Annotated in this window: 13 protein-coding genes and 1 pseudogene; 9 read left to right on the top strand and 5 right to left on the bottom strand. The window is 54.5% G+C overall.

Annotation, left to right across the window (positions count from 1 at the left end; translation table 11 throughout):
* Window position 1: 1 nt before the first annotated feature.
* From LDO51_RS01840 to intI1, 5 genes and pseudogenes are all read right to left on the bottom strand, one after another.
* Window positions 2–478, bottom strand: coding sequence for a hypothetical protein (locus LDO51_RS01840; protein WP_223171565.1), 477 nt, complete (start codon window positions 476–478; stop codon window positions 2–4).
* Window positions 412–3,363, bottom strand: a complete 2,952-nt coding sequence (locus LDO51_RS01835; RefSeq protein ID WP_015344976.1) for a Tn3-like element TnAs3 family transposase — start codon at window positions 3,361–3,363, stop codon at window positions 412–414. The genes LDO51_RS01840 and LDO51_RS01835 overlap by 67 nt, the downstream gene beginning before the upstream one ends.
* Before the next feature lie 2 nt (window positions 3,364–3,365).
* Window positions 3,366–3,926 carry a recombinase family protein gene (locus tag LDO51_RS01830; RefSeq protein WP_000147567.1) on the bottom strand — a complete coding sequence of 187 codons (561 nt, stop codon included), beginning with the start codon at window positions 3,924–3,926 and terminating at the stop codon, window positions 3,366–3,368.
* A 125-nt stretch (window positions 3,927–4,051) separates the two neighbouring features.
* Window positions 4,052–4,402, bottom strand: a pseudogene (locus LDO51_RS01825) (DUF3330 domain-containing protein); the annotation flags it as partial.
* A gap of 202 nt (window positions 4,403–4,604) precedes the next feature.
* Complete coding sequence (intI1, locus tag LDO51_RS01820; protein WP_000845048.1) at window positions 4,605–5,618, bottom strand: class 1 integron integrase IntI1; 1,014 nt, start codon at window positions 5,616–5,618, stop codon at window positions 4,605–4,607.
* 157 nt (window positions 5,619–5,775) lie between these two features.
* Between intI1 and dfrA17 the strand changes: the two genes are divergently transcribed.
* From dfrA17 to sul1, 9 genes are all read left to right on the top strand, one after another.
* Window positions 5,776–6,249, top strand: coding sequence for a trimethoprim-resistant dihydrofolate reductase DfrA17 (gene dfrA17 / locus LDO51_RS01815; protein WP_001389366.1), 474 nt, complete (start codon window positions 5,776–5,778; stop codon window positions 6,247–6,249).
* Window positions 6,250–6,379: 130 nt separating this feature from the next.
* Window positions 6,380–7,168, top strand: coding sequence for an ANT(3'')-Ia family aminoglycoside nucleotidyltransferase AadA5 (locus LDO51_RS01810; RefSeq protein WP_000503573.1), 789 nt, complete (start codon window positions 6,380–6,382; stop codon window positions 7,166–7,168).
* 201 nt (window positions 7,169–7,369) lie between these two features.
* Entirely contained in the window at window positions 7,370–8,074 is a 705-nt protein-coding gene (locus tag LDO51_RS01805; protein WP_001067855.1) for an IS6-like element IS26 family transposase, read from the top strand.
* 143 nt (window positions 8,075–8,217) lie between these two features.
* Complete coding sequence (locus LDO51_RS01800; RefSeq protein ID WP_063840321.1) at window positions 8,218–8,772, top strand: fluoroquinolone-acetylating aminoglycoside 6'-N-acetyltransferase AAC(6')-Ib-cr5; 555 nt, start codon at window positions 8,218–8,220, stop codon at window positions 8,770–8,772.
* 130 nt (window positions 8,773–8,902) lie between these two features.
* Window positions 8,903–9,733, top strand: coding sequence for an oxacillin-hydrolyzing class D beta-lactamase OXA-1 (locus LDO51_RS01795; RefSeq protein WP_001334766.1), 831 nt, complete (start codon window positions 8,903–8,905; stop codon window positions 9,731–9,733).
* A 137-nt stretch (window positions 9,734–9,870) separates the two neighbouring features.
* A complete protein-coding gene (locus LDO51_RS01790; RefSeq protein WP_000186237.1) occupies window positions 9,871–10,503 on the top strand; it encodes a type B-3 chloramphenicol O-acetyltransferase CatB3 in 633 nt (210 codons plus the stop codon).
* A gap of 84 nt (window positions 10,504–10,587) precedes the next feature.
* Window positions 10,588–11,040, top strand: a complete 453-nt coding sequence (locus LDO51_RS01785; RefSeq protein WP_001749986.1) for an NAD(+)--rifampin ADP-ribosyltransferase Arr-3 — start codon at window positions 10,588–10,590, stop codon at window positions 11,038–11,040.
* A gap of 222 nt (window positions 11,041–11,262) precedes the next feature.
* Window positions 11,263–11,610, top strand: coding sequence for a quaternary ammonium compound efflux SMR transporter QacE delta 1 (locus tag LDO51_RS01780; RefSeq protein WP_000679427.1), 348 nt, complete (start codon window positions 11,263–11,265; stop codon window positions 11,608–11,610).
* Entirely contained in the window at window positions 11,604–12,443 is an 840-nt protein-coding gene (sul1, locus tag LDO51_RS01775; RefSeq protein WP_000259031.1) for a sulfonamide-resistant dihydropteroate synthase Sul1, read from the top strand. The genes LDO51_RS01780 and sul1 overlap by 7 nt, the downstream gene beginning before the upstream one ends.
* Window positions 12,444–12,452 lie beyond the last annotated feature (9 nt).

Raw genomic sequence — 12,452 nt, 5'->3', positions numbered from 1 at the left:
TTTAATCATCAGTGGCGACCTTAACACCATATCCAATTAAACCTGCAAGGCTAGCATAGGCTATTTTGGCATAAATCGAACCCCACCAGACCGTAATTTTACTGGCACCAAATTCCCGAACCGTTTGCCCCATAAAATTAGTGGTTTCATAGAAATTTTTAGCAGAATAACCTAACGCAATATGATCAAGGACAGGGAATAAACTAAAAGCTAAACCTACTGCTGCTGCGGGGAAAGTAAACTCTCTTGATAGACCGAATTTTCCAGTAATAAATACAAGCGATACCACGATAATTAATCTAATGATAGTCCATAGCATCACTGTGAAAGGCAAGTTAAAGATGCCTGCTCCCTGCCACGCAAGACCGCAAACAACTAGGGGTCGTCTCAGAAAACGGAAAATAAAGCACGCTAAGCCGGTTGCAGAGGCCGTAGCGGCCTGAACTTCCCCGCGCCGATCTTGGCGCTGCTGCGCCATAGGTAATCACCGGTCAGGTTGATGTGCTCCCAGCCGAGTGGCGACAGGTACTGCAATAGCGAGTCATCGACGGCATGACCATTGCCGCGCAACGCATGCGCCGCACGCTCCAGGTAGACCGTGTTCCACAGCACGATGGCCGCCGTCACCAGGTTGAGGCCGCTGGCCCGGTAGCGCTGCTGCTCGAAACTGCGGTCACGGATTTCACCAAGGCGGTTGAAGAACACGGCACGGGCCAGCGCATTGCGCGCCTCGCCCTTGTTCAGCCCGGCATGCACGCGGCGGCGTAGCTCGACGCTTTGCAGCCAGTCGAGGATGAACAGCGTGCGCTCGATGCGGCCCAACTCGCGCAGCGCGACGGCCAAGCCGTTCTGGCGCGGGTAGCTGCCGAGTTTCCTGAGCATCAGCGAGGCCGTCACCGTGCCCTGCTTGATCGAGGTGGCCAGCCGCAGGATTTCGTCCCAATGGGCGCGGACGTGCTTGATGTTGAGCGTGCCGCCGATCATCGGCTTGAGCGCGTCATAGGCGGCATCGCCCTTCGGGATGTAGAGCTTGGTGTCGCCCAGGTCGCGGATGCGCGGCGCGAAGCGGAAGCCCAAGAGGTGCATCAGGGCGAAGACGTGATCGGTGAAGCCCGCCGTGTCGGTGTAGTGCTCCTCGATCCGCAGGTCGGATTCGTGGTACAGCAGGCCGTCGAGCACGTAGGTTGAGTCGCGCAGGCCGACATTGACCACCTTGGTGTGGAATGGCGCGTATTGGTCGGAGATGTGGGTGTAGAAAGTCCGTCCTGGGCTGCTGCCATATTTTGGGTTGATGTGCCCCGTGCTCTTTGCCTTGCTAGCGGTTCGGAAATTCTGTCCGTCCGATGATGATGTGGTGCCATCGCCCCAGTGCCCGGCAAAGGGATGCCGAAACTGAGCGTTGACCAGTTCAGCCAACGCTGTCGAGTACGTTTCGTCGCGGGTATGCCAGGCTTGCAGCCAAGCGAGCTTCGCGTAGGTCGTGCCGGGGCAGGACTCGGCCATCTTGGTCAGGCCCAGGTTGATCGCGTCGGCCAGGATCGTGGTCAACAACAGGTTCTTGTCCTTGGCCAGATCGCCCGATTTCAAGTGCGTGAAGTGCCGGGTGAAGCCCGTCCACTCATCGACTTCGAGCAGCAGTTCGGTGATCTTGACGTGCGGCAGGACCATGGCTGTCTGGTCTATCAGCGCCTGCGCGGTGTCGGGCACCGCCGCATCCAGCGGCGTGATCTTCAAGCCCGACTCGGTGATGATGGCATCCGGCAGGTCGTTGGCTGCCGCCATGCGGTTGACGGTGGCAAGTTGTGCTTCCAGCAGCGTCAGCCGCTCATGCAGATATTGTTCGCAGTCGGTGGCCACGGCCAGCGGCAATTCGCTGGACTGCTTGAGGCTGGTGAACTTCTCGGGCGGTACCAGGTAGTCCTCGAAGTCCTTGAACTGGCGTGAACCCTGCACCCAGATGTCGCCCGAGCGCAGGGAGTTCTTCAACTCGGACAGCGCGCACAGTTCGTAGTAGCGCCGGTCGATGCCGGCGTCGGTCATCACCAGTTTCTGCCAGCGCGGCTTGATGAAGCCGGTCGGTGCATCGGCTGGCAGCTTGCGGGCGTTGTCGGTGTTCATGCCGCGCAGCACCTCAATGGCATCAAGCACGTTTTTGGCGGCGGGCGCGGCCCGCAGCTTGAGCACGGCAAGGAATTCCGGTGCATAGCGGCGCAGGGTGGCGTAGCTCTCGCCGATGCGATGCAGGAAATCGAAGTCATCGGGTTGCGCGAGCTTCTGCGCCTCGGTGACGCTCTCGGCAAAGGAATCCCAGGACATGACGGCCTCGATGGCGGCAAACGCATCGCGGCCTGATTGCTTGGCGTCGATCAGCGCCTGACCGATGCGCCCGTACAGACGTACCTTGGCGTTGATGGCCTTGCCTGACGCCTGGAACTGCTGCTGATGCTTATTCTTGGCAGCGTTAAACAGCTTACCCAGGATGCGGTCGTGCAGGTCGATGATTTCGTCGGTGACGGTGGCCAGCGCCACGAGAGTGGCGTAGCGCCGTTGCGGCTCGAATTTGGCCAGGTCGGCGGGTGTCATCTGGCCGCCCTCGCGGGCAATCTTGAGCAGGCGGTTCTGGTGAACCAGCCGCTCGATGCCGGTAGGCAGATCGAGTGCCTGCCATGCCTTGAGGCGTTCGATGTGTTCCAGCATATGCCGCGAATTTGGCTTGGCCGGAGACTGGCGCAACCAAGCCAACCAGGTCGTCTTGCCGTTGTCCCGGCGCTTGAGCAGATCGTCGAGGCGGCGGCGATGCGCGTCCGCCAGTGGTTCGGCCAAGGCGTCGTAGATGCGCCGGTTAGCACGGGTGATCGCCTCGGCACTCGCCCGCTCGACGGCGTTGAGGGCGGGCAGAATGACCGACTGCCGCCGCAGGTGCCCGATCAAGGCGCTGGCCAGCACGATGCCTTTGTCGGTTTGCATCGCCAGCTCGGTCAGCATCTGGACGGCCTGCCGGTAATGGCTCATGGTGAAGGGCCGGAAACCGAACACGGTTTGCAGCTCGCTCAGGTGCTCGCGCCGGGTCTGCTCCCGCTGGCCGTACTCGTTCCAGCTTTCGACGCCGACCTTGAGCTGGTCGGCGACCAGCTTCAACAAGGGCGGGAACGGTAGTTCATCGACGCCCAGGATGACGCCGGGAAAGCGCAGGTAACAGAGCTGCACCGCGAAGCCCAGCCGATTGGCTGGCCCGCGCCGCTGTCGGATGATCGAGAGGTCGGTATCGTTGAATGTGTAATGTCGGATCAGGTCGTCCTTGGAGTCCGGCAACGCCAGCAGGCTTTCCCGCTCGGCGGCGGACAGGATGGAACGACGTGGCATATTTACTGATCCGTTCTCAAGTATTGATACAGGGTTTCGCGACTGATTCCGAATTCACGAGCAAGCTTGGTCTTTTGCTCGCCAGCCTCGACACGTTGGCGCAGTTCGGCAATACGCTCAGACGACAGGGATTTCTTCCTGCCACGGTAAGCCCCGCGTTGCTTGGCGAGCGCAATACCCTCGCGCTGACGCTCGCGGATCAGGGCGCGCTCGAACTCGGCGAACGCGCCCATCACCGAGAGCATCAGGTTCGCCATCGGAGAGTCTTCGCCAGTAAAACTGAGGTGTTCCTTGACGAATTCGATATGCACGCCGCGTTGTGTCAGCGTTTGCACGATCCGGCGCAAATCATCGAGATTGCGCGCCAGGCGATCCATGCTATGCACCACCACGGTGTCGCCGGTGCGGGCGAAGCTTATCAGCGCTTCCAGTTGCGGACGCTTGACATCCTTGCCGGATGCCTTGTCGCTAAAAGCGCGATCAACCTTGACGCCTTCCAGTTGCCGTTCCGGGTTCTGGTCGAAGGTGCTGACCCTGATATACCCAATGCGCTGTCCAGTCATGGAATTCCCTGCAAAATGTCAGGGAAGACTCTATGACCTTCAACGAGATATGTCAATAAATTCAAAATTCAATCCTATCCTGACGCAATTTACACATGGCATCTGACATCAGGTTAGGGTATGCCTCAACCTGACGGCGGCGAATCACAAGCGTCCGGTTTGACGCTGGTTTCGGTCGCAGTGCTGGCCCGCGCCTGGAAGCGCTGATAGCACTCCAGCCCGCAGAAATGCTCCACGTACTCGGCCCCTTCCGGCGTGAAGGCGGCATCGAGCGGGATTTCCTTGCAGCACACGCAGCAACTGGTGCTCGGTTCATTGGCGTTCATGGTGGTGTTCCTCCATTGGTTGACGAAGCCGACGAAGGCCGCCGCCGGCATCGGCCTGGCGAACAGGAAACCCTGCACCGTGTCGCAACCCGCCTGCCGCAACCACGCAAGGCAGTCGGGTGTTTCCACACCCTCGGCTACCACCTCCATTGTCGTTTTCAGAAGACGGCTGCACTGAACGTCAGAAGCCGACTGCACTATAGCAGCGGAGGGGTTGGATCCATCAGGCAACGACGGGCTGCTGCCGGCCATCAGCGGACGCAGGGAGGACTTTCCGCAACCGGCCGTTCGATGCGGCACCGATGGCCTTCGCGCAGGGGTAGTGAATCCGCCAGGATTGACTTGCGCTGCCCTACCTCTCACTAGTGAGGGGCGGCAGCGCATCAAGCGGTGAGCGCACTCCGGCACCGCCAACTTTCAGCACATGCGTGTAAATCATCGTCGTAGAGACGTCGGAATGGCCGAGCAGATCCTGCACGGTTCGAATGTCGTAACCGCTGCGGAGCAAGGCCGTCGCGAACGAGTGGCGGAGGGTGTGCGGTGTGGCGGGCTTCGTGATGCCTGCTTGTTCTACGGCACGTTTGAAGGCGCGCTGAAAGGTCTGGTCATACATGTGATGGCGACGCACGACACCGCTCCGTGGATCGGTCGAATGCGTGTGCTGCGCAAAAACCCAGAACCACGGCCAGGAATGCCCGGCGCGCGGATACTTCCGCTCAAGGGCGTCGGGAAGCGCAACGCCGCTGCGGCCCTCGGCCTGGTCCTTCAGCCACCATGCCCGTGCACGCGACAGCTGCTCGCGCAGGCTGGGTGCCAAGCTCTCGGGTAACATCAAGGCCCGATCCTTGGAGCCCTTGCCCTCCCGCACGATGATCGTGCCGTGATCGAAATCCAGATCCTTGACCCGCAGTTGCAAACCCTCACTGATCCGCATGCCCGTTCCATACAGAAGCTGGGCGAACAAACGATGCTCGCCTTCCAGAAAACCGAGGATGCGAACCACTTCATCCGGGGTCAGCACCACCGGCAAGCGCCGCGACGGCCGAGGTCTTCCGATCTCCTGAAGCCAGGGCAGATCCGTGCACAGCACCTTGCCGTAGAAGAACAGCAAGGCCGCCAATGCCTGACGATGCGTGGAGACCGAAACCTTGCGCTCGTTCGCCAGCCAGGACAGAAATGCCTCGACTTCGCTGCTGCCCAAGGTTGCCGGGTGACGCACACCGTGGAAACGGATGAAGGCACGAACCCAGTGGACATAAGCCTGTTCGGTTCGTAAACTGTAATGCAAGTAGCGTATGCGCTCACGCAACTGGTCCAGAACCTTGACCGAACGCAGCGGTGGTAACGGCGCAGTGGCGGTTTTCATGGCTTGTTATGACTGTTTTTTTGTACAGTCTATGCCTCGGGCATCCAAGCAGCAAGCGCGTTACGCCGTGGGTCGATGTTTGATGTTATGGAGCAGCAACGATGTTACGCAGCAGGGCAGTCGCCCTAAAACAAAGTTAGCCATTAAGGGAGTTAAATTGAAAATATCATTGATTTCTGCAGTGTCAGAAAATGGCGTAATCGGTAGTGGTCCTGATATCCCGTGGTCAGTAAAAGGTGAGCAACTACTCTTTAAAGCGCTCACATATAATCAATGGCTCCTTGTCGGAAGAAAAACATTTGACTCTATGGGTGTTCTTCCAAATCGCAAATATGCAGTAGTGTCAAAGAACGGAATTTCAAGCTCAAATGAAAACGTCCTAGTTTTTCCTTCAATAGAAAATGCTTTGAAAGAGCTATCAAAAGTTACAGATCATGTATATGTCTCTGGCGGGGGTCAAATCTATAATAGCCTTATTGAAAAAGCAGATATAATTCATTTGTCTACTGTTCACGTTGAAGTCGAAGGTGATATCAAATTCCCTATAATGCCTGAGAATTTCAATTTGGTTTTTGAACAGTTTTTTATGTCTAATATAAATTATACATACCAGATTTGGAAAAAAGGCTAACAATGCGTTGCAGCACCAGTCGCTTCGCTCCTTGGACAGCTTTTAAGTCGCGTCTTTGTGGTTTTGCTGCGCAAAAGTATTCCACAAAGCCGCAACTTAAAAGCTGCCGCTGAACTTAACGTTAGGCATCATGGGTGAATTTTTCCCTGCACAAGTTTTCAAGCAGCTGTCCCACGCTCGCGCGGTGATCGAGCGCCATCTGGCTGCGACACTGGACACAATCCACCTGTTCGGATCTGCGATCGATGGAGGGCTGAAGCCGGACAGCGACATAGACTTGCTCGTGACCGTCAGCGCCGCACCTAACGATTCGCTCCGGCAGGCGCTAATGCTCGATTTGCTGAAAGTCTCATCACCGCCAGGCGATGGCGGAACATGGCGACCGCTGGAGCTAACTGTTGTCGCTCGAAGCGAAGTAGTGCCTTGGCGCTATCCGGCGCGGCGTGAGCTTCAGTTCGGTGAGTGGCTCCGCCACGACATCCTTTCCGGAACGTTCGAGCCTGCCGTTCTGGATCACGATCTTGCGATTTTGCTGACCAAGGCGAGGCAACACAGCCTTGCGCTTCTAGGCCCATCCGCAGCCACGTTTTTCGAGCCGGTGCCGAAGGAGCATTTCTCCAAGGCGCTTTTCGACACTATTGCCCAGTGGAATGCAGAGTCGGATTGGAAGGGTGACGAGCGGAACGTCGTTCTTGCTCTTGCTCGCATTTGGTACAGCGCTTCAACTGGTCTCATTGCTCCTAAGGACGTTGCTGCCGCATGGGTATCGGAGCGTTTGCCTGCCGAGCATCGGCCCCTCATCTGCAAGGCACGCGCGGCGTACCTGGGTAGCGAGGACGACGACCTAGCAATGCGCGTCGAAGAGACGGCCGCGTTCGTTCGATATGCCAAAGCAACGATTGAGAGAATCTTGCGTTGAGCGGCATGTGCGAAAAGTGCATCGACCCGCGCCGAGGGCATCTGATGCCTAACTCGGCGTTCAAGCGGACGGGCTGCGCCCGCCGCTCAACTATGCGTTAGATGCACTAAGCACATAATTGCTCACAGCCAAACTATCGGCACTGTTGCAAATAGTCGGTGGTGATAAACTTATCATCCCCTTTTGCTGATGGAGCTGCACATGAACCCATTCAAAGGCCGGCATTTTCAGCGTGACATCATTCTGTGGGCCGTACGCTGGTACTGCAAATACGGCATCAGTTACCGTGAGCTGCAGGAGATGCTGGCTGAACGCGGAGTGAATGTCGATCACTCCACGATTTACCGCTGGGTTCAGCGTTATGCGCCTGAAATGGAAAAACGGCTGCGCTGGTACTGGCGTAACCCTTCCGATCTTTGCCCGTGGCACATGGATGAAACCTACGTGAAGGTCAATGGCCGCTGGGCGTATCTGTACCGGGCCGTCGACAGCCGGGGCCGCACTGTCGATTTTTATCTCTCCTCCCGTCGTAACAGCAAAGCTGCATACCGGTTTCTGGGTAAAATCCTCAACAACGTGAAGAAGTGGCAGATCCCGCGATTCATCAACACGGATAAAGCGCCCGCCTATGGTCGCGCGCTTGCTCTGCTCAAACGCGAAGGCCGGTGCCCGTCTGACGTTGAACACCGACAGATTAAGTACCGGAACAACGTGATTGAATGCGATCATGGCAAACTGAAACGGATAATCGGCGCCACGCTGGGATTTAAATCCATGAAGACGGCTTACGCCACCATCAAAGGTATTGAGGTGATGCGTGCACTACGCAAAGGCCAGGCCTCAGCATTTTATTATGGTGATCCCCTGGGCGAAATGCGCCTGGTAAGCAGAGTTTTTGAAATGTAAGGCCTTTGAATAAGACAAAAGGCTGCCTCATCGCTAACTTTGCAACAGTGCCTTTAAGCGTGCATAATAAGCCCTACACAAATTGGGAGTTAGACATCATGAGCAACGCAAAAACAAAGTTAGGCATCACAAAGTACAGCATCGTGACCAACAGCAACGATTCCGTCACACTGCGCCTCATGACTGAGCATGACCTTGCGATGCTCTATGAGTGGCTAAATCGATCTCATATCGTCGAGTGGTGGGGCGGAGAAGAAGCACGCCCGACACTTGCTGACGTACAGGAACAGTACTTGCCAAGCGTTTTAGCGCAAGAGTCCGTCACTCCATACATTGCAATGCTGAATGGAGAGCCGATTGGGTATGCCCAGTCGTACGTTGCTCTTGGAAGCGGGGACGGACGGTGGGAAGAAGAAACCGATCCAGGAGTACGCGGAATAGACCAGTTACTGGCGAATGCATCACAACTGGGCAAAGGCTTGGGAACCAAGCTGGTTCGAGCTCTGGTTGAGTTGCTGTTCAATGATCCCGAGGTCACCAAGATCCAAACGGACCCGTCGCCGAGCAACTTGCGAGCGATCCGATGCTACGAGAAAGCGGGGTTTGAGAGGCAAGGTACCGTAACCACCCCATATGGTCCAGCCGTGTACATGGTTCAAACACGCCAGGCATTCGAGCGAACACGCAGTGATGCCTAACCCTTCCATCGAGGGGGACGTCCAAGGGCTGGCGCCCTTGGCCGCCCCTCATGTCAAACGTTGGGCGAACCCGGAGCCTCATTAATTGTTAGCCGTTAAAATTAAGCCCTTTACCAAACCAATACTTATTATGAAAAACACAATACATATCAACTTCGCTATTTTTTTAATAATTGCAAATATTATCTACAGCAGCGCCAGTGCATCAACAGATATCTCTACTGTTGCATCTCCATTATTTGAAGGAACTGAAGGTTGTTTTTTACTTTACGATGCATCCACAAACGCTGAAATTGCTCAATTCAATAAAGCAAAGTGTGCAACGCAAATGGCACCAGATTCAACTTTCAAGATCGCATTATCACTTATGGCATTTGATGCGGAAATAATAGATCAGAAAACCATATTCAAATGGGATAAAACCCCCAAAGGAATGGAGATCTGGAACAGCAATCATACACCAAAGACGTGGATGCAATTTTCTGTTGTTTGGGTTTCGCAAGAAATAACCCAAAAAATTGGATTAAATAAAATCAAGAATTATCTCAAAGATTTTGATTATGGAAATCAAGACTTCTCTGGAGATAAAGAAAGAAACAACGGATTAACAGAAGCATGGCTCGAAAGTAGCTTAAAAATTTCACCAGAAGAACAAATTCAATTCCTGCGTAAAATTATTAATCACAATCTCCCAGTTAAAAACTCAGCCATAGAAAACACCATAGAGAACATGTATCTACAAGATCTGGATAATAGTACAAAACTGTATGGGAAAACTGGTGCAGGATTCACAGCAAATAGAACCTTACAAAACGGATGGTTTGAAGGGTTTATTATAAGCAAATCAGGACATAAATATGTTTTTGTGTCCGCACTTACAGGAAACTTGGGGTCGAATTTAACATCAAGCATAAAAGCCAAGAAAAATGCGATCACCATTCTAAACACACTAAATTTATAAAAAATCTAATGGCAAAATCGCCCAACCCTTCAATCAAGTCGGGACGGCCAAAAGCAAGCTTTTGGCTCCCCTCGCTGGCGCTCGGCGCCCCTTATTTCAAACGTTAGACGGCAAAGTCACAGACCGCGGGATCTCTTATGACCAACTACTTTGATAGCCCCTTCAAAGGCAAGCTGCTTTCTGAGCAAGTGAAGAACCCCAATATCAAAGTTGGGCGGTACAGCTATTACTCTGGCTACTATCATGGGCACTCATTCGATGACTGCGCACGGTATCTGTTTCCGGACCGTGATGACGTTGATAAGTTGATCATCGGTAGTTTCTGCTCTATCGGGAGTGGGGCTTCCTTTATCATGGCTGGCAATCAGGGGCATCGGTACGACTGGGCATCATCTTTCCCGTTCTTTTATATGCAGGAAGAACCTGCATTCTCAAGCGCACTCGATGCCTTCCAAAAAGCAGGTAATACTGTCATTGGCAATGACGTTTGGATCGGCTCTGAGGCAATGGTCATGCCCGGAATCAAGATCGGGCACGGTGCGGTGATAGGCAGCCGCTCGTTGGTGACAAAAGATGTGGAGCCTTACGCTATCGTTGGCGGCAATCCCGCTAAGAAGATTAAGAAACGCTTCACCGATGAGGAAATTTCATTGCTTCTGGAGATGGAGTGGTGGAATTGGTCACTGGAGAAGATCAAAGCGGCAATGCCCATGCTGTGCTCGTCTAATATTGTTGGCCTGCACAAGTATTGGCTCGAGTTTGCCGTCTAACAATTCAATCAAGCCGATGCCGCTTCGCGGCACGGCTTATTTCAGGCGTTATGCAGCCAAATCCCAACAATTAAGGGTCTTAAAATGGTAAAAGATTGGATTCCCATCTCTCATGATAATTACAAGCAGGTGCAAGGACCGTTCTATCATGGAACCAAAGCCAATTTGGCGATTGGTGACTTGCTAACCACAGGGTTCATCTCTCATTTCGAGGACGGTCGTATTCTTAAGCACATCTACTTTTCAGCCTTGATGGAGCCAGCAGTTTGGGGAGCTGAACTTGCTATGTCACTGTCTGGCCTCGAGGGTCGCGGCTACATATACATAGTTGAGCCAACAGGACCGTTCGAAGACGATCCGAATCTTACGAACAAAAGATTTCCCGGTAATCCAACACAGTCCTATAGAACCTGCGAACCCTTGAGAATTGTTGGCGTTGTTGAAGACTGGGAGGGGCATCCTGTTGAATTAATAAGGGGAATGTTGGATTCGTTGGAGGACTTAAAGCGCCGTGGTTTACACGTCATTGAAGACTAGTCCTTTGCATAACAAAGCCATCAAACCGGACGCCAGAGATTCCGCGCCTGTTGCGCATGGCTTCGCCATTTTATGCGCAATAGGCGCGCCACCCTGTCGCCGTTTATGGCGGCGTTAGATGCACTAAGCACATAATTGCTCACAGCCAAACTATCAGGTCAAGTCTGCTTTTATTATTTTTAAGCGTGCATAATAAGCCCTACACAAATTGGGAGATATATCATGAAAGGCTGGCTTTTTCTTGTTATCGCAATAGTTGGCGAAGTAATCGCAACATCCGCATTAAAATCTAGCGAGGGCTTTACTAAGCTTGCCCCTTCCGCCGTTGTCATAATCGGTTATGGCATCGCATTTTATTTTCTTTCTCTGGTTCTGAAATCCATCCCTGTCGGTGTTGCTTATGCAGTCTGGTCGGGACTCGGCGTCGTCATAATTACAGCCATTGCCTGGTTGCTTCATGGGCAAAAGCTTGATGCGTGGGGCTTTGTAGGTATGGGGCTCATAATTGCTGCCTTTTTGCTCGCCCGATCCCCATCGTGGAAGTCGCTGCGGAGGCCGACGCCATGGTGACGGTGTTCGGCATTCTGAATCTCACCGAGGACTCCTTCTTCGATGAGAGCCGGCGGCTAGACCCCGCCGGCGCTGTCACCGCGGCGATCGAAATGCTGCGAGTCGGATCAGACGTCGTGGATGTCGGACCGGCCGCCAGCCATCCGGACGCGAGGCCTGTATCGCCGGCCGATGAGATCAGACGTATTGCGCCGCTCTTAGACGCCCTGTCCGATCAGATGCACCGTGTTTCAATCGACAGCTTCCAACCGGAAACCCAGCGCTATGCGCTCAAGCGCGGCGTGGGCTACCTGAACGATATCCAAGGATTTCCTGACCCTGCGCTCTATCCCGATATTGCTGAGGCGGACTGCAGGCTGGTGGTTATGCACTCAGCGCAGCGGGATGGCATCGCCACCCGCACCGGTCACCTTCGACCCGAAGACGCGCTCGACGAGATTGTGCGGTTCTTCGAGGCGCGGGTTTCCGCCTTGCGACGGAGCGGGGTCGCTGCCGACCGGCTCATCCTCGATCCGGGGATGGGATTTTTCTTGAGCCCCGCACCGGAAACATCGCTGCACGTGCTGTCGAACCTTCAAAAGCTGAAGTCGGCGTTGGGGCTTCCGCTATTGGTCTCGGTGTCGCGGAAATCCTTCTTGGGCGCCACCGTTGGCCTTCCTGTAAAGGATCTGGGTCCAGCGAGCCTTGCGGCGGAACTTCACGCGATCGGCAATGGCGCTGACTACGTCCGCACCCACGCGCCTGGAGATCTGCGAAGCGCAATCACCTTCTCGGAAACCCTCGCGAAATTTCGCAGTCGCGACGCCAGAGACCGAGGGTTAGATCATGCCTAGCATTCACCT

The sequence above is a fragment of the Providencia alcalifaciens genome (genome assembly GCF_020271745.1).
GTDB lineage: Bacteria > Pseudomonadota > Gammaproteobacteria > Enterobacterales > Enterobacteriaceae > Providencia > Providencia alcalifaciens_B.
Note: the sequence above shows the minus strand (reverse complement) of the source record. Positions and strands in the feature narration are given on the sequence as shown.